Below are 24,535 nucleotides of genomic sequence, written 5' to 3'. Positions count from 1 at the left end.
TTGGGCGGAGATGAATCTTTTATGTGATTTTCATTAAGCTTGCTCTACGCGCTTTCCTGTATTCCATGTCATGGCGAGGAACACAATCGCAAGGATACAAGAACCAACTAGTAAAATGAAACCTCCTGTCCAGTCATAGTGATCGACGACGACGCCCATCATGGCATTAGCAAAAGCAGAGCCACCAATATATCCAAAGAATCCTGTCAACCCGGCAGCAGTGCCAGCGGCTTTTTTCGGAGCGAGATCAATGGCTTGCAGTCCAATGAGCATGACGGGTCCGTAAATTAAAAACCCGATGCTGATGAGGGCAATGTTATCAACCATTGGATTGCCAGCAGGGTTTAACCAGTACACAAGAACCGCAATTAATACGCCAATCATAAAGAGGACGCCAGCAGGTGCGCGGCGGCTTCTAAAGAAGCGGTCACTAATCCACCCGCACAATAATGTACCAGGGATGCCTGCATATTCATAAAGGAAATAAGACCAGCGTGAATGCTCTGGTGAGAATCCTTTTGCTTCTGTTAAATAGGTAGGTGCCCAGTCTACGACCCCGTAACGGACAAAGTACACAAAGACGTTGGCAATGGCGATATACCAAAGGAATTTATTGTTGAGTACATATTTAAACAAAATCTCTTTTACGGTTAATTCTTTTTCTTGATCTTCATATTGTTGTGCCGGATAGTCATTTCGGTATTCTTCGATTGGCGGAAGACCAGCGGATTGCGGGGTGTCCCGAACGAGAAGAATGATGACGAAGGAGACGATAATGGCGATGATGGCAGGGAAGAAAAAGATACTTTTCCACGTCGCAAACAAAACAATTCCTAATGTGATAAGCGGTGCAAGAATCCCCCCGCCGATATTGTGAGCGACGTTCCAAATGGACATTTTCGTTCCACGTTCACTCACCGAAAACCAATGTGCCATCGTTCGTCCGCATGGCGGCCACCCCATTCCTTGAAACCAGCCGTTTAAGAACATGAATAAAAACATGATCCATACACTGGATGTTACCCATGGAAATGAGACAAATAGAATATTGATAAGAGCTGATAGAAAGAGTCCAGCGGCTAAAAAGTATCTTGGGTTACACCGGTCTGAGATCATTCCCATAATGAATTTACTAAAGCCATAAGCGATTGAAACGGCCGCTAGTACAAAGCCTAATTCACTTTTTGTGAACCCCTCTTCCTGTAAATAAGGGATGGCAAATGCGAAATTTTTGCGCAGCAAATAGTAGCCCGCATATCCGATAAAGATTCCCAAAAAGACTTGCAGCCGCAGCCGTTTATAGGTTTCGTCTGTTTTGGCATCATCGAGCCTGTCGATATGCGGAGCGGGTTTAAACCATTTGAACATAAACATCCTCCTCTTGTAGATATGACTGAAACAAAAGTACGAGGTCTGTCTTTGATCTTGTACTTTTTCAGAGACAAAAGAATTGATAACGCTTTCTTTTGTACTCCCATCATATCGGATGGAGTAGATGTTTATGATGAGGCTTTTGTCATTATTTTGGAAAAACAGTTCATGAAGTGATGAAAAAAATCCGCACAATGGCGGATTTTTAATAGTGGTTAAATCGATACATCAATTTTTGCAGATTTCTTTAGTTGATCAATTTCTTTTTGTACTTCTTTTTGCTTTTCTTGAGATTCTAACTGCTTCTTGATTTGTGATTTGACGTCTTTGAAATCAGGTGCTTTTTGTTTTTGTTTTTTCATTTGATCGGCGTATTGGTCATAGTACGCTTTGACGTCTTTTTCAGACACAGAGGCTGATTTAATTTCTTTGTCGACATATTGGCTGTATTTGATGCTGTCGGCAATATCACTTTTCAGCTGATCCATTGTCAGTCCGCTCTTTTTGAGTGCTTCTTCAAATTGAGCATTGTCTTTAAATTGTTTCTTTTCTTCTTTTAGCTGCTTATCGACTTGCTTGTCAGAGGCTTTATAGCCCTTCTTCTCAGCATCTTGCAGGATGAGCTCTTGACCTACTAGCGCATCAATGGTTTGCTTCTTGACAGCTTTTGCGCCTTCTTTAGATGTTGGGTCTTGTCCTGACTGCTGAAGTTGACCTTGAATGGTCGATAAGGCGCTATTGTATTCACTGCCTGTGATTTTATCTTTGTTGACGGTCGCAACGACCTTTTGATCATCAATTTTTTGTGCGTCTAATTTCTTTTGCATCTCTTCCATTTGCTTTTGCTGCTCTTTTTGGTCAGCCTGTGTTGTTTCCTTGCTTTTGGCTGAATCGTTTTGCTTATCCTGTTTCGCATCGTTTGATGAGCAGGCTGCAAGCCCCACTGATAACAGACAAGCAATGAGTGTATATGATACTTTTTTCAATTATTTTCTCTCCCTTCGGTATGAGAACATCTAGTGCGCATTCTAACCGTTTTAGAGGAAAAATAAAACCGTATAGACGAATTGTTAGCGGATTGACATTTTTTTTATCTGTTTGTCCTCATTTTGTCTTCTCATAGTCATCATATGACAGCTCAAGTTTGGAATAATTGTTCCATCGCTTCGTCGAGATTGGTGATCGGCTGGCGGCAGCTGTAGTTTTCACAAATATAGACCGTCGTGCTGTCGTTGATCGTTTTGTAATCTTTTGCAAAAGGTGCGAGCCTTGCTAATTCTTGCCCTGTTTCGGCAGTTAAAATGAGATCAAATGGCATGAATCGTTTTTGCAATGCTTGTAGAAGCTGTTCTTTTTGCGGATCGCCCTTTTTCCCGAGAATAATGATTTCTCGTTTTACGGCATATTGGCTTAATAGTCCTTGTAAAAAGGCGGTATGTCCGCTTGGATAGGAAGAGACATCGACGTAAAAGGCGTTGAACATCTTCTCTAGTGTTTCGATCCAGTCTTGACGTCCGATCATTCTGCTTAGTTTCAGAAGCTGTTGGAGTCCAGTACTGTTACCAGACGGCATGGCCCCGTCGTATACTTCTTTTTCACGAACGACAAGCGCTTCTGCATCTGAGCCTGAGAAGAAAAAGCCCCCGATTTGCTCATCCCAAAACAGTTCAAACATATTTTCAGCAACGGCTCTGGCTTTTGTCAGCCAATCTAGGTCAAAGGTCGCTTCGTATAAAGACATATACGCTGTGAGCATGTGCGCATAATCCTCGATAAAGCCTAGATGCTTTACGTCCCCTTCTCTGAAGCGGACCATGAGGCGTCCCTGTTGGATGAGGTGTGTTTCGAGAAAAGACATCGCCTGTTTTGCCATGCGGATGGCCTCTTTTTCATGAAAGACACTCCCTGCTTTGGCAAGTGCGGAGATCATCAGCGCATTCCACGAGGTGAGTACCTTGTCATCGATTAGCGGTGTAGGTCGCTGCTGTCTTACAGTGAGTAAAATGCGTCGAGCGGATTGCAGTTTGGAATGAAGGGTTTTGTCGTCGATTGAATATGCTGCTTTGATGTCATCAAATGAGGTGGAAATGGTATGAGGGATGTTCTGTCCTTCAAAATTTCCTTCCTCTGTGATGTGGTAGACCGCACAAAATAAAGTGCCGAGGTCATCACCTAAATGGGTCATGATCTCCTCTTTTGTCCAAACGTAATATTGCCCTTCTTTTCCTTCTGAATCGGCATCGATTGCGGAATAAAAAGAGCCGTCACGATTCATCATGTCTCGTTTAATAAATTGAATGAGGTCTTGGACAAGCTTTTCGTACTCATGGTGTTGAGTGATTTGATAGGCTTCGGTGTAGGCATCTATCAGCAAGGCGTTATCGTACAGCATCTTTTCGAAATGCGGCACAAGCCATTTTTCATCGGTTGAATACCGAGTAAATCCAGAACCAATATGATCATAAATACCGCCGTTTGCCATACCGTTTAACGTTTTTGTGACAGCATATAACGCATTTTCTTGCCCTGTCCATTCAAAATAACGCATGAGAAACGTGAGCATATGAGGTGCAGGAAATTTAGGCGCAGAACCGAAGCCGCCATACAGCGTATCAAAGCTGCTCATGAGCTGATAATAGGCTTTGTGAATCGACTCCTGAGTGAGCGTATTTTCTGTCTGCCCTGCTGCCTTGATCCGCAAATTATTTGTTGCCTTTTCTGCCAATGATTCAATATGATCTCGGTCGTTGTGATACGCATCCATCAATTGCGTCAGTGCTTCAATGAAGCCAGGACGGCCGTAAGCACTTCTTTTTGGAAAATAAGTCCCCGCATAAAACGGCTTTTGATCAGGCGTGACAAACACGTTGAGCGGCCAGCCGCCTTGTCCAGTCATCATCTGACAAACGGACATATACATCGAGTCAATGTCCGGACGCTCCTCACGATCGACTTTGATTGAAATGAAATGCTCGTTTAGGATGTCAGCGACTTGTTGATCTTCAAAGCTTTCGTGTGCCATGACGTGGCACCAGTGGCAAGTGGCATAGCCGATGCTTACCAGCAAAGGCTTGTTTTCTTTTTTTGCTTTATCAAATGCTTCTTTTCCCCATGGATACCAGTTAACTGGGTTATGGGAGTGTTGGAGAAGGTATGGAGATTTTTCAGTGATTAATCTGTTGGGTTTATTGTTAGTAGACATGGAATCTCCTCCCTTCATATTTATTTATCAAATCTTTTTGAGTGTAAAGGGTGATGAGCTTAAGGAATTTCATTTGAATTTAGATAGTACTACTTCAAAAAAGTTACGTAGGATAATAACCGATAGTTCTTTATTTTGAAACTGAGCAAAAATCAAAAAACTATAATTAGGTCAAAGATTTATAGGGACTGCTGTGGAAATTTTAACTTTCAATAGATTTGTTTTCAATTCTTTTATTCGCTTCATTAATTATGAAAACCTATATTAACGCCTTATAAATGGAATTTATTACTATATTCGTCTTGTGTGTATTTAATCATTAATAAAAAGCTGTTATAATAGCTTTGTGTTTTTATGAAAATATGTGTTAAAAATGGTGTTGGAAATAAATATATACTATTCATTCTAGTAATCTCTTCGTTTGGTGGAGAAGCACTTTTAGCACATTTAATTTCAATAGGTCTAGCGGTGACTATTACAGGAGTTACTTATGTTGCATAATTTTAGTTTAAGAAGCATAAAAGAACATACATTCAAAAAATCTAAAAAATGGGTATATGAGAAGGTGTTAATATGTTAGTTATTGATCAAAATCCAAAAGGTGAGCAGTACTCCAAATTAATTGATTTGGCTTTCGAAATTTGTGATGAGTTTCATTTAGTTTTAAGAAAAGATATGGGATCTTTAAAATCTTTTGATCCCTTCCTAAAAAGACTTGAAAGTTCATTGAAAGAGATGAAAGAACAATCAGAATGGGCTAGCACAATGATATTTAACAATACAGCAAAAGTTTATTACTATTATACAGATGAAAATGCGAAGAGTATTCTAAAAGAATTCGCAAATTCTTTATATGATTGGGAGCAACCAAATTTACCAGAAGACTTGTCCTTCTTCAAAAATGGAGAAGAATGGCTGGTTACATCTTCTCATGAAGAAGAAAGTTATATAGATACGGAAAATGATACAGAGATACAAAGGATATTAAGTATACCAGAATTAAAAGTACATATGGAAAAATGGGATTAATGCTATTTAGTATTCAATAATAGTGTATTGATATAAAAGTAAGGAGGTTAATAAGATAGTTTCCTTACTTTTAAAATGTTATGGGCGTTCTCATTTATTTCTTAATTAAGATGTATTGTTTGTGTTCCAATAGAAGATTTGAACTTTAAATGTTTCCAAAATTGTTGAGTCTTGAAATTAATAACTAAATCCAAACTCTCATCCTTATCTTCATCCTCAAAACCGTCTAAACAGGAATATAATTATTATATCAGATAGCTGAGGTCCGTGATCAATTGTCTGTGAGGTATTCCCATCATGAAAAATCAAGGGCTATAAACCCTTGATCAATTCATTGTATTCTTTTCACTACTTCAATCGTAATGTTTTAACAAGATGGCTGAATTATGTCCTCCAAAACCAAAAGAATTGGATAGCCCATATTTCAATGGAAGCTGTCTCGCTTCTAATACAACATCTAAATTGCAATCTGGATCTTGTTTCTCTACATTAATAGTTGGTGGAATCATTCCTCGTCTCAAACTTTCCACTAAAGCAATCGCTTCTACTCCGCCAGCAGCACCAAACATGTGCCCAGTCATTGACTTGTTCGCCGTTGTTGGAATTTCGCCTGAACGATCACCAAATAATTTCTTAATGGCTAGAACTTCTGAACGATCACCTACTTGTGTACTTGTTGCATGAGCACTAATAACATCGATTTCACTTGTTGATATATCTGCACTTCTCAATGCTTTCTTCATGGCTAAGTAGGCACCCCTACCTTCTGGGTGTGAAGCGACCATATGATGTGCATCTGAACTAGCCCCGTATCCCACTACTTCACATAATATCGGTGCATCTCTATGAATTGCGTTGTCTAATGATTCTAATACTAAGATACCGGCGCCTTCACTCATCACAAAGCCATCTCTATCTGTATCGAATGGGCGGCTGGCTCGACTTGGGTCTTGGTTTCTAGTAGATAGTGCATGTGCGTTTCCAAAGCTAGCCAAAGATATCTGATTGACGGCAGCTTCTGCTCCACCGGCAAATATAATATCTGCTTCATCGTTTCGGAGCGCATTGAAAGCTTCACCAATAGAGGTGTTCCCGATAGAACAAGCTGTGACCGGTGACAATGATGGCCCTTGTGCGCCTAATTTGATGCTGATTTGGGCCGCAGCTGCATTTGAAATCATCATGGGGACAAGGCTAGGGCTTACTCTCGATGGACCTCGTTTATCTAATACATTCACCTGATCAACAAGCGATTGTATGCCCCCGATTCCTGAACCAACATATACGCCTAAACGTTCAAGATCTACTTGATCTAACTGTAATTGTGAATGTTCTAATGCTTGTTCGGCGGCTGCTAAGGCAAACTGACTAAAACGATCTAATCGCTTTGCTTCTTTTCTCCCTAATATTTCATCTGCATCGAAATCACGAACGATTCCAGCTATTTTTGTTTTATAATCAGTCGTATCAAAAGAATCAATGTGAGATATTCCCGATTGTCCTTTAACGAGTTGATTCCAAAAGCTATCTATATCATTTCCTAGCGGGGAAATAACTCCCATTCCAGTAATGACAACTCTTTTCATGATCATTCCCTCCTTGTTTTTATTAACTTTAGCCATTGTGTTATCCTATTACAAGTTGTTGTTTATCCTAGTATAATGAATAATATTTTAAAGGGTGATCTTATTGAAACCTGAAACAAGACTTCAAGCATTATCAGAATTTCTAAAAAACCAACGTTCAAAAATTACGCCTCAAATGGTTGGTTTACCAGTAGGAACCCGCCGAAGAACACCAGGACTCAGAAGAGAAGAAGTGGCTCAACTAGCCGGTGTGAGTCTTACTTGGTATACATGGTTAGAGCAAGGCAGAGATATCAAAGTATCTACTTCGGTATTAGATGCGATTTCTAGTGCATTACAATTAAATAACGATGAAAGGAGATATTTGTACGCTTTAGCGTTAGAGGAAGGTGTGAAACAATCCTATATCATTGAGAATGAGAAGGAAATCAGTCCGGCTTTAGTGAAAATTCTGCAGGAACTTCGTTATTGTCCAACGATTATATCTGATAGAAGAAGTCAGATTGTTGGGTGGAATCAAGCAGCAGCTAATGTATTTTTGGACTTTGAACAAATCATCCCGGCAGAAAGAAATATCATCCGCTTACTATTCGCAAGAAAGGAATTTAAAAGTTTAGCCGTGAATTGGGAGCATTTTGTAAGAGGATATATCGCCATATTTAGAACGTATTATGGACAGTATGTGGCGGACGACTGGTATGAACAATTTATAGAAGAGATGGAGCAGGCATATCCTGAGTTTCGTAAAATATGGAATGAAAATGAGATCAGCTATGCACCTGAAGTATTAATTGAATTTCGTCATGCTAAGGTAGGGAAAATGTTGTTTAATCTCACTTCATTACAAGTGTATGGGGATACTGATTTAAGATGCAGTGTCTATACTCCAGTTGAGGATACTGAAACTGAGCTTAAGTTGAAACGTTTAATTGAAGGGTAGCTGTTGTTTGGAGAGAAGAATAGGGCTGATTCAAAGAATACTTCTTTAACTTTGTGTAGATTTTAAAAAACAACTAGTATAGTAGCAATTGGTTATTTGTATTTGGATGAAGGCATTGTGTGTGTGCTGTGCTGAAGGAGGTATGGTGATTTTTCAGTGGAGTGGGGTGGATTTTTGATTGTTTGGCATGAATTCATCTGCTTTCATATATTAATTTCCTTCGTACTTTAACTTTAGTAAAACTTCGCCTTTTTATATAAAAAATCCTCTTAAAGTAGAAGAGGACAAAAGGACGTATTTCTTTTGATTTGAATAGTATATGCTACTTGAAGTAATCAATTTTCACAATGAATTTCTCAACTGATATTCCATCACTCCCGATCATATGGAGTTTAGGCGTTTTTAAATTTCCCTCACCATTATTTGCAAATGTAAAGGTGACGGTACCGCTTATATATTGATGAGGCTTAATATCTTTAACTCTTTTGCCTGTTTTATTATTAATAAAGTCTATGGTCTGGGTTTCTTCCTCTCCCCTCATCATTCTATAAAATTCAGGATGTAGGGGAAGTTTATCGTTTGTTTTATTTTTTAATGTAAATGGTATGCTGTATTCAGTTATTTTATTTCTCATTTCATCAATGGTATTAATTTTCTTAGCTTTTTTAAACGTATGACTTATTTTTAGAAATTCAAACGTTTCATTTGTCGTAAGGTTTTTTTCTGTTACTTTATAGTTGGAGTATTCACTATTCACTTGTTGATAGCGGAACATGCTGATTAAGATAAAAATTATAGTCATCACTGAAATTACTATTACTTTTTTTCTCATTTTTCTTTATCCCTATCAACAATCGTTTCTTTTATAATTTCACCAGATTCAATATCATAAATCGTATCTGAAACCTTTTGAAGAGTTTCTTTATCATGGCTAGCGATCAAAATTGTTTTACCTTCATTTTTTAATGTTACGAGTAATTGATGTACTATTTCGACTGCTTTCTCATCTAAAGCATTAGTAGGTTCGTCTAAAATGAGCAAATCCGGTTTTTCCATAATTGCTTGAGCTATTCCCAAACGTTGTTTCATCCCAAGAGAATACTTTTTAAACTTTCTTTTGTCATTTGGATCAAGCCCTACACGAGAAATCACAGCAGAAATTTCGTTATCGTTAATTTTATTCTGAATCATAGAGAGTAATTTTAGGTTAGCAAAACCAGTATATTCTGGGATAAAACCAGGATACTCTATTAATATTCCAACATTTTCGGGAAATGAGATGTCTCTGAGTAATTGTTTCCCACCTACAGTTACTTTTCCATCACTTGGTTTTACTAATCCGGATAATACACGAAACAACATTGTTTTTCCGGATCCATTAGGTCCACGAAAACCATAAATATTCCCCTTTTGTAATGATAAGTTAATATTCTTAAGGACTTGGTTTTTTTTAATAAATTTGTTTAATGCCTCAATTTTAATATATTCTTCTGACATGAGTTTCACCTCGATTAATATTCTTTTTCATGATCATTGCCGTATTCAGTTAAAAAATCTTGTTTGATAAAAATTTTATATGCTAGAAAAGTAAAAAGTAATCCAAAACCACTAAATAAATAAATCATTCTAGAAAATAAACCTGGTATAAGCCAAGATGTCATTTCTAATGACAGTGAGTCATTAATGAAAGAAAAACCAAAATAAATATTAAGCATTTTATCAAGAATCACAGCAGATGAAATGATAATAAAGCTGTATATATAATTTTTACTTAACAAATAGCAAACCACAACAAATAGTCCGATCAGATGGAATACCAATAAACTTGTAATCAGATATCTAATTAACATGATATTAGATGAAAAGTATTCATCTAAAGGTAGTTGATCGCCATATATTAAGTATGGAGCTCCTTTTGTAGACAGCCAAACGTTGTTCCACCTTCCTGACAGGAAGCCACCCAGAAGGAAACCACCGATTAGGTATATGAGAGTGAATATTAGACAGATCCAAAAGACACGTAATAATAACGATAAAAATACTTTTTCTCTTTTTTGATAACGAACAAAACGAGAAGAGTCGAAAAAAGGTACGATTCCAAATGAAAAAAACATTAGAAAAAGGGGTAATACGGGAAAAATAAATGTATAGGAAGAGAAAAATAAATTTAAAGATTGTGGTATTCCCATTATTCCATGTTGCGGTATACTTTCTTTGACTAAATATAAAATACAGAGCAAATAACAAAAAAACCAGATGAATAATCGCACTTTATAACGGCATATGTCGAGTAAAACGATATGTAGTTCTTTAACGAATAACATTCTTTTTAACCCCTAGAATGTATAATGAAAAACTTAACATAAATCCGATAAACAAGTGTAAAACAAGACTTGCTAGACTCACACCATCTGTAGCCTGTTGTTGCAAGAAGCTTGTTGATATCATTTCCTGATGCCCTAGTGTTGAAAGTACCATGTTTATGACATATAAACTTGCAAAAGGTGTAATTAGAACAACAAATGATTTTTTAATAAACATTCCAAATCCCAAAGCTATACTTGCGAACATACCAGAGAAAATACCAATCAATATGACATATAAAAGCATATGAACAAAGGGATGTGTATAATATAGATCTGGTAAGAAAGTATTATCAGAGTCTAAAGGCATCTCATTGTTAATCGCTCTATCAGGTTTTATATTTGGAAGTCTCATGAAAGACAAATAAATATTTAATAATAGGGGAAAGACAGCTGTGAGCATACCTGCTAAAAAGTTTATAAGAAACAAACTAAAGAAATATTGTTTTTGTTTTCCTCTAATAATTAAAAAGCGAAAAAAACCAGTTGACCGATCTCTTGAGTACAGATCTGAAAATGGGAGTGTTGCCAAAATTGGTAATAAGAACATGTAAAGTGCTGGATAATCTGATATTCCACCGATCCCCATCCATTTTGTATAAGGGGTAAAAGAAATTCCTCCTGTAAGTTCTAAATGTTCTTTGAGTGGCATTTCTTCTGTCCAAAAATAAGCAATCGCTAAAATTGCACCAATGGCTAATGATATGTAAAAAGAAGGGCGCTTTATTAATCGTAATATAAGCAAATAAAACATGTTTCTCTCCATTTCGTTTATTTAAAACTAAATATAGAAGCGACTCAGTTAATTCTGAGTCGCTGTGTCACATAGTTCTCTTTTGAATTTAAAGAGCCTAATAGAATCAAGGGCTTTTTGGATCGTAATCGGGACTCCATTTGCCATTAGCATGACCAGCTGCATTCTTCTTAGCACCTATCGAAACAGGCGGATATCCTATTCCCAAGAATGTTTTTTCAACTGCCAAATTGTATAGGAGTTGTACTCCTTTATAATTTTTCTTAATTGTATAATAGTGGCCATCTGAAACATCTTTTCCTTTAGATCTGGCCCAGGCTACATAAGAAGTATTATTCTTTTCACTGTTCATATAATACCAAGATTTAGTAAATTTTGTTCTAGATGTTGTCTCATCATATGGATTTCCTTTTAGAAATCTAAAATTATAATTAGTATCTTTATAGTTGCCACTTGGTTCTCCTGCATAGACATGCACAATTCCTATAGTAGAAAAGGTTACTCCTAGAATTAAAGTTAGGCTAATGATTATTTTGTTTTTCAACTGTCTTCACCTCATTGTTTACTTACAATTAAGTATTTATCTGCGACACCTATGCAATTATTATCTTTATTTAGCCAAATCATTCTTAATGCTATTTCTGCTTTCTGACCTTTGAATGTTGGTAAATTAATTAAATAATCGTGATCTACATCTGATCTATCATAAGGTTGTTCCCATTGATGAGTAACTCCTCTATCATCTTTCAATTTTCCCAAGATTTTTGATGGGGGAGGTTCTTTTTGACTAAAGGTCATCGCTAATTCATAATTTTTAGGAAGTGGTCCAACTTCAATGTCCTCTCCTTTGAAAACATTTTCAATTGCCACATCATTATTCTTTATCTGACCTTGATAATAATGATCCTCTTTCAACTTTTCCCAAAATATAACTTTAAAAAGACTTTGCTTTTGTTCGGTATCAAAATAGAATATTTTAGAATCATCCTTTGTGCTATTATCCAAATCTTCTATACTTACAGAAGGATCTGGAGCTTTGTCTTTTATGGTGTTATTGAAATTATTTGATTGACAAGCACTAATCAAAGATATCATTATTAAAATTAAAAAAAATGTAAATAACTTTTTCACTATTTTCCCCACTAAAACCATAATTTGTACCGGTACGTGAGAATTATACAATAAAATAAAGAAAAATACACCTTTTTTTGTATTTTTTTATTTAAAATGCTATGTTATGCTATGTTCTAGTTAGTTGATAAGAGAGGGCTTTTTTACATGATTGGTTTATTATTACTTTTTAAAAGAGATATGATTCTTGGGTTTCATAGAACTACAAAAACTTTTATCATTATATCTATTCTAGGGTTGTTTAATTTCCTATACTACCTTTATTTTCTGCATATTAGTTTAACTAAAAGTAATGTTGCATTTTGGGATGTTATTGGTAAAACCTTTGCAGGTGTTCCCTTTGAACTTGTCGAACAACAAACAATTGAATTTCCTTTTGGATGGATTATATTTCAATTAAGTGGTGCAATATTGGTCAATACTTTTATAAAAGAAGATCTATTTGCCCATAGTGCCTTTATTAGAGTTAGAACAAAGTCAATATTTAAAATGTGGGTAAGCAAACTATTATTTTGTTGTGCCGCAATATTTATCTTCTACATATTAATATTGTCCCTTACCTGGTTTGTTTGGAAATTGAGTGGGGGGACAGTAAATAACTTGACAGATTACGGCGAAAGTATTTTAAGATATTCGTCCTTTCAATTCTCTTATAGTCAAATTATTGTTTATTCAATTCTCTTAAATATAGCTGGCACATTTCTTTTTACTTTTATCTTTGCTTTTTTAACATTAATTTTTAAAACAATTTATAGTTTCATAATTTGTATCTGTATTTTATTTCTTTCCATTTTCTCAGATAATCCAATGCTACTTGGGAATGAATTTATGCTGATTAGGCATCCTATGTTTGGTTTACCTCCAGTTGTCTCAATTATTATGACACTAATTATAGTTCCTATTCTCTGTATTGTTTTTTCGATAGGTGGGGGAATTTATCTATCTAAGTATGATTTAATAAGTGATATGGAAAAGGAATGAGATTTTATAACCCTATAGTATCCTGTAGATTTTGAAATCTAAATTTACCCGATCTTTGGAAGAATAAAGTACTTAAAATTGAGGAACTGTTGTGATATTTATATCAATAGTTCTTCTTTTTAATACCATCATCATGTTTGACTAAATACCTATCAGGGTATACTATCTGATCATAGGGAAAAGAGAAAGGAGTGTTAAACGTGGAGTATAATCAGCAGATGAAGAATCGTCTTCGCCGGATTGAAGGGCAGATTAAAGGGGTTCTTGCGATGATGGAGCAGGGAAAGGATTGCCGCGAGGTGGTGACGCAGCTGTCTGCATCACGCAATGCCATTGATCGGGCAATGGGTGTGATTGTGAGTACAAACCTTGAACAGTGTGTCCGTGAAAGTCTTGAGCAGGGCAAGGATACAGAGGGGCTTGTCAAAGAAGCGGTTGAGCTCTTGGTGAAAAGCCGGTAAGAAATTCCTCAGCCTTTGAAGGTTGACGAATTTTTTTACTTGTTATAATATACCCTTACCGGTATGTGTATATATTTTTTGCTTTTTGTATACCCCAACGGGTAATTGAGATAAGGAGGATCATAATGGAGGAACAGAAAAAACGAACAACAATTGTTTTATTTAGTGGAGATTATGATAAAGCGATGGCCGCTTATATTATTGCAAATGGCGCAGCAGCTTATGATCACGAGGTGACTATTTTTCATACCTTTTGGGGGCTGAATGCCTTGCGTAAGGAAGAGATGGTGCCTCTGAAGAAGGGATTTTTAGAAAAAATGTTTGGCAAAATGATGCCGCGCGGCGCTGATCGAATGGGGCTGTCAAAGATGAATTTTGCAGGAATGGGACCGAAGATGATTAAGCATGTGATCAACAAACACAATGCCATGACCCTGCCGCAGCTCATTGATATGGCGAAGGAACAAGACATCAACCTCGTGGCATGTACGATGACGATGGATCTTTTAGGGCTACAGGAGAACGAGTTACTAGCAGACATTCAATATGCAGGTGTGGCAGCGTATTTAGCAGAGGCAGAAATCGGGAATGTGAACTTATTTATCTAGGGAGGTGTTCATACATGATTCAAACGCTTTTGCTCATCATTGTGATCGCTTTGATTGTGAGCCGTTTTCTTCCTGTACGGGGTGTGAAACAAATGGACGCAGCTCATCTGAAACCTAAATTGCATAGTCGGCATCAACAGCTGATAGACGTGCGATCACCTTTAGAGTTTCAAACAAATCATATAAAAGGATTTCAAAATATCCCCTTACCACAGTTAAGGAATCGAGCGCATGAGCTTGAGAAAGACAAAGAAATTTATGTGATCTGCCAAAGCGGGATGAGAAGTATGCAGGCGGCTAAATTGTTAAAAAAACAGGGATTTACCCACATTACGAATATCAAGGGTGGCATGAATGCTTGGCGATTATAGGTATCAATAGGCTTTGTAATATACCCCCACCCCTATAAAAGGAGGAAAAACAATGCAGCAACCAACAGCAATTCTAGATGCAAAAGGATTGGCATGCCCAATGCCCATTGTCAAAACGAAAAAACAAATGAATGAGCTCTTGCCAGGAGATGTGCTTGAAGTGCAAGCAACTGACAAAGGGTCTACGGCGGATTTAGCAGCTTGGTCAAAAAGCGCCGGTCATGAATTTTTAGGAACAAAAGTAGAAGGACAGGTGCTTCATCATTTGATTCGTAAAGGCGGAGCGAAACAGGAGGAGCAGTCAATGATTTCGGAAATGTCGTTGCACATGTTTCAACAGAAGGTAAAAGAAGATCAGTCATTGTTTATTTTAGATGTACGAGAGCCAGATGAATACGAAGCGGGTCATATTCCAGGAGCTGTTCACATTCCTCTCGGTGAGGTGGAACAACGTGCAGAAGAATTGAACCGAGAGACGCTCATTTACCTCATCTGTCATTCAGGCAGAAGAAGTGAATTAGCCGCACAAAAGTTAAAAGAAAAAGGATTCCATCAATTGATCAATGTAGTGCCAGGCATGAACAGCTGGACAGGAGAGATTGAAAAATAGGAGCTGAATGAAACGATGACTGTAAAAGCAATGACAGCAGAACAGTTAACAAAAAAGATCATCAACAAAGAGCCGATCTTTTTGTTGGATGTACGAAACGAATCAGATGTGCAGGACTGGAAAATTGAAGGGAAAGCCGTTGAATATTTAAATGTGCCTTACTTTGAGCTTCTTGATGGCGTAGAGGATATGGTGGAGAACATACCGGATGACCTAGATGTACTGGTCGTTTGTGCGAAAGAAGGCTCCTCTATTATGGTGGCAGAGATGCTGTCAGAGGCAGGCAGAACGGTCCATTATTTGCAAGGCGGCATGAAGGCATGGAGTGAGCATTTAGAGCCAGTGAAGATCGGTGATTTAACTGGCGGTGGAGAGTTGTACCAATTTGTGCGAATGGGCAAGGGGTGCTTGTCCTATATGATCATGTCGAATGGGGAAACTGCGATTATTGATGCGGCTAGAATGACGGAGTTTTATACGCAATTTGCTAAAAAGCATCATGTCACAGTGACGCATGTGTTTGATACGCACCTTCATGCGGACCATATATCTGGCGGGAAAAAGCTGGCTGAACAGACTGGCGCTATCTACTGGCTGCCGCCAAAAGACGCCGAAGAGGTGACATTTGCGTACAATCACCTTGAAGAAGGGCAGCGTGTGACGATTGGAGCGACGGAGATTGATATTCATGCCCTTTATTCACCGGGCCATACGATTGGTTCAACCTCTTTTATCGTAGACGGCCGTTACCTCCTTTCAGGTGATATTTTGTTCATTGATTCGATTGGAAGACCTGATCTAGCCGGTATGGCGGAGGACTGGGTAGGTGATTTGAGAGAAACCCTTTATACACGATATAAGGCGCTTTCGGCAGAATTGATTGTGCTGCCTGCACATTTTATGATCGTGGATGAGCTTAATGAAAACGGGAGCGTTTGGAAGGAGCTAGGCGCTTTGTTTGAAGAAAATCACGGGCTGAACATTGAAGATGAAGACGTATTTAGACAAATGGTCACGCAGGATCTCCCTGCACAGCCAAACGCTTATCAAGACATTCGGTCTACCAATATGGGGAAGCTGCATCCAGACGAGGAAGCGCAGCGAGACATGGAAATTGGTCCAAACCGTTGTGCGATTCGATAATGTTCAATAAAATAAAGAAGCGAGGGATGATCAGATGACATCAGATCACATTTTAGACGTAACCGGGCTTGCATGCCCAATGCCAATTATTCGGACGAAGAAAAAAATGAACGACTTGGCAGAAGGTCAAGTATTAGAAATACATGCAACAGATAAAGGGGCCAAAGCTGATTTGGCTGCATGGGCTAAGTCAAGCGGACATGAATTGATCACACAGACAGATGAAGGGCATGTGCTGAAGTTCTGGGTGAGAAAAGGGTCCTAAAGGGGAGAGGGGTATCTATGAGGGAGCCCCTTTTCCTTTTGCAAAGGAGGAGACCAGCGTGGATTTTGCATTTTTCATTACTTTATTTATCATCGGATTTATTGGTTCCTTCTTATCAGGAATGGTCGGAATAGGAGGATCGGTGATCAACTATCCCATGCTGCTTTATATCCCGCCTCTTGTCGGAGTGATGGCATTATCGGCACACGAGGTTTCAGGGATTGGTGCCATTCAAGTACTATTTTCGACACTCGGCGGTGTGCTGGCGTATCGAAAAAGCGGATTTTTACATCGACCATTGATTTTATATATGGGGAGCAGTATATTGGCAGGGAGTTTATTAGGGAGCTATTTATCACATTTCCTTCCAGAGAAAGGCATCAATGTAGTCTATGGTCTTCTTGCCATTGTCGCTGTCATTTTAATGCTTGTTCCAAAAAAAGGACAGCGGGCAGAGGCGGATGAAGAAGTGACCTTTCATAAAGGACTGGCGGCTGGAATTGCTTTTGTGATCGGAAGTGTATCGGGCGTATTAGGTGCAGGCGGTGCCTTTATTTTAGTACCGGTGATGCTATCGATTCTCAAAATCCCTGTGCGGATGACGATTGCCTCGTCTCTGGCGATTACGTTTCTCTCTGCGATCGGCGCATCGGCTGGGAAAGTGCTGACGGGTCAAGTCATGTTCATGCCTGCGCTTGTCTTAATGGCGGCCAGTTTGATTGCTGCGCCGATTGGGGCGAAGATTGGTCAGAAGATCAATGCCGTTTATTTGCAATGGGCACTTGCCGTGATGATTACAGCTACAGCAATTAAAATCTGGCTGGATTTATTATAAGAAAAAGACCAACAACTGAGAGCAAGGGCTCTTTTACATGTGTTGGTCTTTTTTATTTCATGTCATCGTGCTCGATATACGTTTCAAGTGCAGGGTGGTACTCTTTTTGATAATGAAGATTGGGGCATGTTTTCACGACTTTGCCTTGCAAGGCATTGGACTTCGAGACATCTAATGCTGTTTTACATTTTGGACAGCGTTCGTTAAAAATTGAGAGCCAGCGCTTCATAGATCACCACTCCAGTTAAAGTCTTAAAAACCGATTATATTAATATGAATTATAGAGGAATGTGTGAAGGAGGTCAATGGATATTTGGCTCTTTTTAACAAAAAAGAAGCATCGTATAAGATGCTTCAGTGTATAGACAAACCCCTGCATTATTTGTAAAAAATTTGAAATATGATTAGTAGGCTTTTGCCCAGAACACCATATCAGAAGCAGGTTTCCCGCAGCAGACACATGTGTCAGAAACGGATTCTTGTTCAAACGGGATACAGCGTGATGTCGCCCCTGTTCTCTCTTTGATGTCGTTTTCACAGTCTTCATCGCCGCACCACATGGCTTTGATCAACCTGTTTTCTTCGGCAAGAAGCTGCTCGATGTCTTCGATTGTGTGGGCGTTTGATGTTTTTTCATGTAATCGTTCTTTTGCTTTTTCGTACATCGTCTGCTGAATGTCTTCAAGCGTGGCCGTGATGGTTTGTTCGAGTGCATCTAACGTGACGGCTTGCTTTTCACCTGTGTCTCGTCTTGCAAGTATCACCTGGCCTTTTTCCATATCCTTTGGTCCTACTTCTACGCGTAATGGGATGCCCTGCATTTCGCATTCGTTGAATTTCCAGCCTGGCTGTTTATCACTTGCATCGATGTCAGCGCGTGCGATGCGTGCGAGTCGATCCTTTAATTCATAGGCATGATCGAGGACACCTTCTTTATGGGAAGCAATTGGCACAACACGTACTTGGGTTGGCGCAATGTTTGGCGGCAGGACTAGTCCTCTGTCATCGCCATGCACCATGATCATAGCGCCAATAATTCTTGTGGTGAAGCCCCATGATGTTTGCTGGACATGCTCTAATTTTCCTTCGCGATTTAAAAATTCAATGCCAAACGCCTTGGCAAATCCGTTGCCGAAGAAGTGAGAAGTGGCGGTTTGCAGGGCTTTTCCGTCATGCATCAAGCTTTCAACCGTATAGGTGAAGCGGGCGCCAGCGAATTTTTCTTTCTCTGTTTTTCTTCCTTTAATGACAGGGATCGCTAGAAGCTCTTCACAAATAGACGCATAGACATGGAGCATTCTTTCTGTTTCTTCAATCGCTTCTTGCTCTGTCTCATGACAAGTGTGCCCTTCCTGCCAGAGGAATTCAAGGGTTCTAAGGAATGGACGTGTTGTCTTTTCCCAGCGGACGACATTGGCCCATTGGTTATATAGCTTCGGTAAATCACGATAGGAATGAATGATGTTTTTATAATGCTCGGCGAACAGCACCTCGGATGTTGGTCTGACGCAGAGTCTTTCCTGTAATTCCGAATCACCGCCATGTGTCACCCACGCCACTTCAGGAGCAAAGCCTTCGATATGATCTTTTTCCTGCTGGAGAAGGCTTTCTGGGATAAAGAGCGGCATATAGACATTCTCGTGACCCGTTTCTTTGATTTGACGATCAAGTTCGTCGCGAATATTCTCCCAAATTTTAAAACCGTATGGCTGAATGATCATACTGCCTCTAACGCTTGAATAATCGACGAGACGCGCCTTTGTGACAACATCTGTATACCACTGGGCAAAGTCGTCTTCCATGCTTGTAATTTTCTCAACAAATTGTTTCTTTGACATCGTCTTTTTCCTCCTTTTAAAAAACAAAAAAGCTGTGCTTTAAGTTAGGGACCATTCCTGGTGGTACCACCCTAATTTAAAGCACAGCTTTACACTCGATCATGATAACGGTATGAACCGCTGTATGAAACAGAACTAAATCGGCAGGTTCACTTGAAGATGTCAGTAGGAACTTCTCAGCACCGTTCCCTCTCTGGTAAAGATCGATTCAAGCTACTATTCCAGATCTACGTTGATCCTTGTTCGTTGATTTTTCATCAGTTTACCTGTAAATGGGGGAGAAAGCAAGTTGGTCCGCAAGTTCATTTCATACCCTTCTGAGGTCGTTTATGTTGCTGAGCCATTGGCAAACACTTTCTGTTTTTGCAGCTTGCACGTTATGGAAGGCTATGCTAATATATTTGAAGAAAAAAATAGACTTGTATAACCTCAATAATATGGTTTGAGGGTTTCTACCAGGATCCGATAAATCCTGATTACAAAAGCGCGCTTTCCTTTTTTGTAATCAGGGTTTTTTTGTTTGTCTGCACCCTGTATCAAAAGTGAAAGCCATGATATAGAGAAGGGATGTTAGACATGAACTGGAGAGTTTATTTATTAGCTGTTTCTACTTTTGCGGTTGGATTAGTTGAGCTTGTGGTCGGGGGCATTTTGCCAAGTTTAGCAGAGGATCTCAATGTGTCTCTTGCGACAGCTGGGCAGCTGATCACGGTATTTGCGATTGTGTATGCTATTTCAGCACCGGTGCTACTGACCGTCACAGCCAAAATTGAACGAAAGCGTCTTTATTTAATCGCATTATTGGTCTTTACATTAGGCAATGTATTCACATATTTTAGTTCCACCTTTGCCCTTGTCATGATCTCTAGGGTCTTGATTGCCATGAGTACAGCGCTTGTTGTGGTGTTATCATTGACGATTACCGCCAAGCTGGTGGAACCAGCTCATCGAGCGAAAGCATTAGGTCTGATTTTTATTGGGATTAGCTCATCACTTGTTCTCGGTGTACCGATCGGTATTTTTATTACAGAGAGCTTTGGCTGGAGAGTGATGTTTTTAGGAATCAGTATTCTGTCAGCCATATCCATGGTACTCATTTATTTTCTATTGGAGAAAATGCCTGTTGAAAAAGTCACACCGCTTAAAGAACAAATTCGTTCTTTAGGGCATCCGAAAATTTTCAGTGCGCATTTGATTAGTTTGTTCATGCTTGCTGGTCATTATATGCTGTATTCTTATTTCACGCCATTTCTGATGGAAGTTCTCCATATGACTCCGTTTTGGATTAGTATTTGTTATTTGGTCTTCGGGCTTGCGTCGATTGGCGGGAATGGGTTTGGCGGCTGGCTGAGTGACAAACTAGGATCAGGAAAAGCCATTTTGCTTGTGACCATGGCGTTTGCCATTGTGATGTTTATCCTTCCTTATACAGCGGGAGTGTTTATGCTCTTTATGGTGATGGTTGTCCTATGGGGTGCTCTTAGCTGGGCACTGACACCTGCTTTGCAGAGCTATTTGATTCAAACAGACCCTGTGACGTCTGATATTCAGCAGAGTCTGAATACATCCGCTTTGCAAATTGGGATTTCCATTGGATCAGCAGTGGGCGGCGTCATGTTTACAATGACCGGTTCATCTGTTGATTTGGCTAAATTCGGCGCTGTTTTTGTGCTGATTGCCTTTAGCTGTGCAGTGATTTCATTAAAGAGACCGCCGCTTTATATGGATCGTCAGCATCAGGCTGAATAGAAGAGAATAAGATCGTTTTCGTGTTAGTTAGCTGCCTCATCATAGGCAGCTTTTTATTTTTTGAAAACCACACCTTCGCTTTTACCAGTAATGACTTCTTCTCCATGCTGATTGATATAACGGGAAAAAAGGTGGACACGATGGTATTTTTCAAGGGGTTCTACCTTGGTGACGGCCATCTGACAGGTAATGGTGTCACCTGTATAAACAGGGCGTATGAAGGTACATGTCATCTCTTGACCGATAAAATGAAACTCACCGCCAAGCTTCGTGGCTAGACTTGCTGTGAGAAAACCGTGTACCATGAGCCTGCCTTGATCATCTAGCTCGGTATGATGTTTGCCAAGATCACCTGTCATCTCGCCAAATTGGATCACATCTTCATGCGTATAGGTTTTGCTTGTTTGAAATTGATCGCCTGGTCGAACCATTTGTTCTTCAGCTCCTTTTTTTAAATGTACCAAAGGAATGAATGAATGTACATTCATTTTTATGGTGAGATGTTGGAGGCAAAGAAGAGACAGGATGCCTTTCTTTGCCCTTGATACGTCAGGAAAAATGTCATCTTCTATTCAAAAATAACCATTTCTCCAATTGGATGAAATCCGGCACGCTGATAGATATGTTTGCCGTCATTTGAGGCTTGTAACATCACACACTTTTGTTTGTTATCTGTCTGGGTCAGAAGGTAATGAAACATGTCACTGCCAAGTCCTCTTCCGCGGTGTTCTGCCTTTGTGATGACATCATAAATACCGTAGCTGTCTGCTGTTTCAATCAATAAGCCCGTTGTGACCGGTTTGTTGTGTTCATATCCAACGAACATGCGGGTACTCGGGTGTAATCGTTCAATCGAAAAGCGCTGGAAATAGCTGTTTAAAGAGATTGCCTCAGGTGATCCTTCGAAAAGTTCGATAAATAAATGTTGATAATCGAGAAAGGTTTGATCGTCAGTCACTTCCTTGATCGTAAGCGATTGAGAGGTCCTTTGATCGATGTCGTTTGTATGTTCAAGCATCATGATGGTATTGCGTTCTACTTCTTGAAGCCCATATTTCTGCATGGTATTCGACCAATCGGGGTGGAGCAGGCTTTGAGTGATCCATGTGCTGAATGCTAGCTGCTGTTGCTGCATTTGTTCGATGGCAGCTTCCGCTTTTTGTTGATCTTGTATGTGCGCTGAAATGGGTAATAACAAATTGAACGTGTCAGTTGATATATGCGTGTTTGATAGAACGAAATCTTCTGTTGATAGGAACGATCCGTTGACAACAGAAGAAAACAAATTTATTTTTTCTTCTAACTGGCGAATGGCCATTTGCTGCTCTGTTTTCATTCTCTCACCTTCTTTTCTTAATTGAGGGTTACCTATCATAAATAATAGCAAAGAAAAGGAAATTGTGTCGTCTCTTGCAATCTAGTAAAAAAGTTCTTTTATTTATCAGGTCTGATGACCCATTCTTTTCCTCATCCCCACATTTCTTTTGACTCCTATATTGATTATTAGTACCATTTTATTAACCAGTTAAGAGTGGAGGTTCAGATGGAAACAAACGAGCAGATTGTCTTAAAAGCGATTCAAGATTTGATTATGCATAGGGAAAAGAAACGGAACGATCCAACAGATCCACTGATTACCACGACTGATACACTCAAGCAAGATTGGACACTTACACAGCTTCATATTTTATCTATGATTCAAGCAAACCCTAATGAATCCAATAATACATTTCTTTCACAACAACTAAAACTATCAAAACCAGCCATTACGAAGGCTGTAAAAAAGCTCATCGAAAAAGGTATGGTCGACTATCGCCACCGGCAAGGTGACAAGAAATCCGTCTATTATTCACTCACAGAGGAAGGCACACAGCTTGCGGCACTGCATGATGAACTTCATGAACAGGCAGTCTCCTCCTATTTAGAATTCCTCCATGAATTTAATGAAGACGAACTACAGGTTATTGAGCGCTTCTTAAAGGCTTGGAAGGAAAAGATATAAATAACGGACCGAAAGCTTTCTATAAACTAGATGCTTTCGGTTTTTTTATGGTAAAATTAACATATATTGACGTTATTCGTGATGATGATTGAGGGAGGGAACCGTGTTGGTGGAAGAGATGATGGAAAATTTCAAAAAATATGTATTTATCATGCCGTTCGTCGGATTGTTTGTCAGCTTGCTATTATTTGTTTATTTTTTTGGGATCATAGGAGTTGAAGGGTCCATTTGGGCGGCTGTTTTGTATTGTGCTCTGCCCTTTCTGATGTACACGATACTCTGTTTGCCTTTATGGATTTATTTTAAAGTCAGCAAAAAACGTTCAATACATAGAAATGAGGAACATACATGATCGTTGTCAGCGCTTGTCTTGCGGGATTAAAGGTCCGTTATAATGGCAGCCATCGATTAGATCAACGTATCGAGGAGCTTGTGCAGGAAGGAAAGGCGGTAACAGTTTGCCCTGAGCTGCTTGGCGGCTTCTCTACACCAAGACCTCCCGCAGAAATTATTGGTGGAGATGGTCATGATGTCTTACGGGGGCAGGCTGCTGTTGTTGATGTTGATGGAACAGATGTGACAGAGATGTATGTAAAAGGTGCACAAGACACGCTTAAGCAGGTTCAGACTCTTGGCGCAACATCCGTCGTGTTAAAAGAGAACAGCCCTTCTTGCGGAAGCCGGATGATCTATCGGGGAGAATTTAACGGTAAGACAAAGGCTGGGGACGGTGTGACGTCTGCCTTGCTGAAACAGCATGGGATTCAAGTATTCTCTGAGGAGGATGATTGGACCTCGCTGTTTGTATAGGGAAGGCGTGAATTGAAGGAGGAGTTAGGTTGAAGAAGTGGATCATTGGTTTAGTAGTCGTTATTTTCATCGGAATAGGTCTTTATTTTATGATTAATGCCAAAACATATGCTTTTGATGATGTGGTCTCGATTGATAAAGATAAAGTGACTTCCATTCAAATTGAGCATGATGATGAGCGCGTTGTGGTGGACAAGAAAGAGGATATTCAAAAGTTGCTGAAGAAATTTTCGGGTATTCAATTAAAGAAAATAAACGAGGCTAAAAAAGCCTCAAAAGAATCGTATTGGATCAGAGTGTACGAGAACGAAAAGCAAATGTATGGTCTGACTTTTTATGACCAAAGCTTTTTAGAGACATATGATGGTTCTAAAACAAAAAATCGAATCAGTGAATACCAAATTGTTGATGCAAATCAAGTCGATATGGGACAATACATCAAATAAGATCATTCAGTCTATGAATGGTTTCAGCGTGTAGACAAAC

28 protein-coding genes and 1 riboswitch are annotated in these 24,535 nt (G+C 39.2%); of the genes, 14 read left to right on the top strand and 14 right to left on the bottom strand.

Annotated elements, in window-relative coordinates; all coding sequences use genetic code 11:
- Positions 1–33: 33 nt before the first annotated feature.
- The 3 genes from glpT to FXF70_RS19385 all read right to left on the bottom strand — a co-directional run bounded on the left by glpT (position 34) and on the right by FXF70_RS19385 (position 4,573).
- The gene (glpT, locus tag FXF70_RS16670) at positions 34–1,368 is read right to left on the bottom strand and encodes a glycerol-3-phosphate transporter (protein ID WP_008343899.1); all 1,335 of its coding nucleotides are present in this window, start codon (positions 1,366–1,368) and stop codon (positions 34–36) included.
- A gap of 218 nt (positions 1,369–1,586) precedes the next feature.
- Entirely contained in the window at positions 1,587–2,357 is a 771-nt protein-coding gene (locus FXF70_RS16665; protein ID WP_148780783.1) for a SurA N-terminal domain-containing protein, read from the bottom strand.
- A gap of 152 nt (positions 2,358–2,509) precedes the next feature.
- Positions 2,510–4,573, bottom strand: coding sequence for a thioredoxin domain-containing protein (locus tag FXF70_RS19385; RefSeq protein WP_148780782.1), 2,064 nt, complete (start codon positions 4,571–4,573; stop codon positions 2,510–2,512).
- Between the two features lie 573 nt (positions 4,574–5,146).
- Here FXF70_RS19385 and FXF70_RS16655 point away from each other — a divergent pair.
- A complete protein-coding gene (locus FXF70_RS16655) occupies positions 5,147–5,602 on the top strand; it encodes a stage III sporulation protein AH (RefSeq protein WP_148780781.1) in 456 nt (151 codons plus the stop codon).
- 353 nt (positions 5,603–5,955) lie between these two features.
- Here the strand turns inward: FXF70_RS16655 and fabF are convergent, their stop codons facing one another.
- Complete coding sequence (fabF, locus tag FXF70_RS16650; RefSeq protein WP_148780780.1) at positions 5,956–7,188, bottom strand: beta-ketoacyl-ACP synthase II; 1,233 nt, start codon at positions 7,186–7,188, stop codon at positions 5,956–5,958.
- Between the two features lie 103 nt (positions 7,189–7,291).
- On the opposite strand from fabF, the gene FXF70_RS16645 reads away from it, so the two are divergent.
- Positions 7,292–8,128, top strand: coding sequence for a helix-turn-helix transcriptional regulator (locus tag FXF70_RS16645; RefSeq protein ID WP_008359338.1), 837 nt, complete (start codon positions 7,292–7,294; stop codon positions 8,126–8,128).
- Positions 8,129–8,450: 322 nt separating this feature from the next.
- Here FXF70_RS16645 and FXF70_RS16640 read toward each other — a convergent pair whose 3' ends face one another.
- The 6 genes from FXF70_RS16640 to FXF70_RS16615 form a co-directional block, all read right to left on the bottom strand.
- Positions 8,451–8,960: a hypothetical protein gene (locus FXF70_RS16640; protein WP_148780779.1), complete on the bottom strand. Its 510-nt coding sequence runs from the start codon at positions 8,958–8,960 to the stop codon at positions 8,451–8,453.
- On the bottom strand, positions 8,957–9,625 hold the full coding sequence (locus FXF70_RS16635) for an ATP-binding cassette domain-containing protein (RefSeq protein WP_148780778.1): 669 nt from the start codon (positions 9,623–9,625) through the stop codon (positions 8,957–8,959). Before FXF70_RS16635 ends, FXF70_RS16640 begins: the two co-directional genes overlap by 4 nt.
- 14 nt (positions 9,626–9,639) lie before the next feature.
- Positions 9,640–10,452: a hypothetical protein gene (locus FXF70_RS16630; protein ID WP_008359331.1), complete on the bottom strand. Its 813-nt coding sequence runs from the start codon at positions 10,450–10,452 to the stop codon at positions 9,640–9,642.
- Positions 10,439–11,245 (bottom strand): hypothetical protein, encoded by an 807-nt coding sequence (locus FXF70_RS16625; RefSeq protein ID WP_008359329.1) that lies wholly within the window; start codon positions 11,243–11,245, stop codon positions 10,439–10,441. Before FXF70_RS16625 ends, FXF70_RS16630 begins: the two co-directional genes overlap by 14 nt.
- Before the next feature lie 106 nt (positions 11,246–11,351).
- Positions 11,352–11,789, bottom strand: coding sequence for a hypothetical protein (locus FXF70_RS16620; RefSeq protein ID WP_008359326.1), 438 nt, complete (start codon positions 11,787–11,789; stop codon positions 11,352–11,354).
- A gap of 11 nt (positions 11,790–11,800) precedes the next feature.
- On the bottom strand, positions 11,801–12,376 hold the full coding sequence (locus tag FXF70_RS16615; protein ID WP_017358716.1) for a hypothetical protein: 576 nt from the start codon (positions 12,374–12,376) through the stop codon (positions 11,801–11,803).
- 147 nt (positions 12,377–12,523) lie between these two features.
- Between FXF70_RS16615 and FXF70_RS16610 the strand changes: the two genes are divergently transcribed.
- The 8 genes from FXF70_RS16610 to FXF70_RS16575 all read left to right on the top strand — a co-directional run bounded on the left by FXF70_RS16610 (position 12,524) and on the right by FXF70_RS16575 (position 17,650).
- The gene (locus tag FXF70_RS16610) at positions 12,524–13,357 is read left to right on the top strand and encodes a hypothetical protein (RefSeq protein ID WP_008359322.1); all 834 of its coding nucleotides are present in this window, start codon (positions 12,524–12,526) and stop codon (positions 13,355–13,357) included.
- A 200-nt stretch (positions 13,358–13,557) separates the two neighbouring features.
- The gene (locus FXF70_RS16605) at positions 13,558–13,818 is read left to right on the top strand and encodes a metal-sensitive transcriptional regulator (protein WP_003217059.1); all 261 of its coding nucleotides are present in this window, start codon (positions 13,558–13,560) and stop codon (positions 13,816–13,818) included.
- Between the two features lie 125 nt (positions 13,819–13,943).
- Positions 13,944–14,426: a DsrE/DsrF/DrsH-like family protein gene (locus tag FXF70_RS16600; RefSeq protein WP_148780777.1), complete on the top strand. Its 483-nt coding sequence runs from the start codon at positions 13,944–13,946 to the stop codon at positions 14,424–14,426.
- Between the two features lie 14 nt (positions 14,427–14,440).
- Positions 14,441–14,797: a rhodanese-like domain-containing protein gene (locus tag FXF70_RS16595; RefSeq protein WP_148780776.1), complete on the top strand. Its 357-nt coding sequence runs from the start codon at positions 14,441–14,443 to the stop codon at positions 14,795–14,797.
- Positions 14,798–14,849: 52 nt separating this feature from the next.
- The gene (locus tag FXF70_RS16590) at positions 14,850–15,407 is read left to right on the top strand and encodes a sulfurtransferase TusA family protein (RefSeq protein WP_060780712.1); all 558 of its coding nucleotides are present in this window, start codon (positions 14,850–14,852) and stop codon (positions 15,405–15,407) included.
- A gap of 15 nt (positions 15,408–15,422) precedes the next feature.
- Complete coding sequence (locus FXF70_RS16585; protein WP_148780775.1) at positions 15,423–16,550, top strand: MBL fold metallo-hydrolase; 1,128 nt, start codon at positions 15,423–15,425, stop codon at positions 16,548–16,550.
- A gap of 34 nt (positions 16,551–16,584) precedes the next feature.
- Entirely contained in the window at positions 16,585–16,815 is a 231-nt protein-coding gene (locus FXF70_RS16580; protein WP_008343881.1) for a sulfurtransferase TusA family protein, read from the top strand.
- A gap of 58 nt (positions 16,816–16,873) precedes the next feature.
- Entirely contained in the window at positions 16,874–17,650 is a 777-nt protein-coding gene (locus tag FXF70_RS16575) for a sulfite exporter TauE/SafE family protein (protein ID WP_017358722.1), read from the top strand.
- 52 nt (positions 17,651–17,702) lie between these two features.
- On the opposite strand, the gene FXF70_RS19115 is transcribed toward FXF70_RS16575, so the two are convergent.
- Both FXF70_RS19115 and proS read right to left on the bottom strand, forming a co-directional pair.
- Positions 17,703–17,879: a hypothetical protein gene (locus FXF70_RS19115; RefSeq protein WP_017358723.1), complete on the bottom strand. Its 177-nt coding sequence runs from the start codon at positions 17,877–17,879 to the stop codon at positions 17,703–17,705.
- A gap of 175 nt (positions 17,880–18,054) precedes the next feature.
- The gene (proS, locus tag FXF70_RS16570) at positions 18,055–19,488 is read right to left on the bottom strand and encodes a proline--tRNA ligase (protein WP_144716628.1); all 1,434 of its coding nucleotides are present in this window, start codon (positions 19,486–19,488) and stop codon (positions 18,055–18,057) included.
- A 399-nt stretch (positions 19,489–19,887) separates the two neighbouring features.
- A riboswitch (purine riboswitch) is annotated at positions 19,888–19,987 on the top strand.
- 77 nt (positions 19,988–20,064) lie between these two features.
- Between proS and FXF70_RS16565 the strand changes: the two genes are divergently transcribed.
- Complete coding sequence (locus tag FXF70_RS16565; RefSeq protein WP_148780774.1) at positions 20,065–21,237, top strand: MFS transporter; 1,173 nt, start codon at positions 20,065–20,067, stop codon at positions 21,235–21,237.
- Between the two features lie 53 nt (positions 21,238–21,290).
- Here FXF70_RS16565 and FXF70_RS16560 read toward each other — a convergent pair whose 3' ends face one another.
- The gene (locus FXF70_RS16560) at positions 21,291–21,668 is read right to left on the bottom strand and encodes a hotdog domain-containing protein (protein WP_148780773.1); all 378 of its coding nucleotides are present in this window, start codon (positions 21,666–21,668) and stop codon (positions 21,291–21,293) included.
- A 137-nt stretch (positions 21,669–21,805) separates the two neighbouring features.
- Positions 21,806–22,573 carry a GNAT family N-acetyltransferase gene (locus FXF70_RS16555; protein ID WP_148780772.1) on the bottom strand — a complete coding sequence of 256 codons (768 nt, stop codon included), beginning with the start codon at positions 22,571–22,573 and terminating at the stop codon, positions 21,806–21,808.
- 207 nt (positions 22,574–22,780) lie between these two features.
- On the opposite strand from FXF70_RS16555, the gene FXF70_RS16550 reads away from it, so the two are divergent.
- From FXF70_RS16550 to FXF70_RS16535, 3 genes are all read left to right on the top strand, one after another.
- Positions 22,781–23,239 carry a MarR family transcriptional regulator gene (locus FXF70_RS16550; RefSeq protein ID WP_017366520.1) on the top strand — a complete coding sequence of 153 codons (459 nt, stop codon included), beginning with the start codon at positions 22,781–22,783 and terminating at the stop codon, positions 23,237–23,239.
- Positions 23,240–23,587: 348 nt separating this feature from the next.
- On the top strand, positions 23,588–24,049 hold the full coding sequence (locus tag FXF70_RS16540) for a 2-thiouracil desulfurase family protein (RefSeq protein WP_148780771.1): 462 nt from the start codon (positions 23,588–23,590) through the stop codon (positions 24,047–24,049).
- 29 nt (positions 24,050–24,078) lie between these two features.
- Positions 24,079–24,495 carry a DUF5301 domain-containing protein gene (locus tag FXF70_RS16535; protein WP_007498466.1) on the top strand — a complete coding sequence of 139 codons (417 nt, stop codon included), beginning with the start codon at positions 24,079–24,081 and terminating at the stop codon, positions 24,493–24,495.
- Positions 24,496–24,535: the final 40 nt, after the last annotated feature.

Source organism: Bacillus sp. Y3, from assembly GCF_008123875.1.
In the GTDB taxonomy this organism is placed as follows: domain Bacteria; phylum Bacillota; class Bacilli; order Bacillales; family Bacillaceae; genus Bacillus; species Bacillus altitudinis.
The sequence above is the reverse complement of the archived record's forward strand: the minus strand, read 5'-3'. Positions and strand labels throughout refer to the sequence as shown.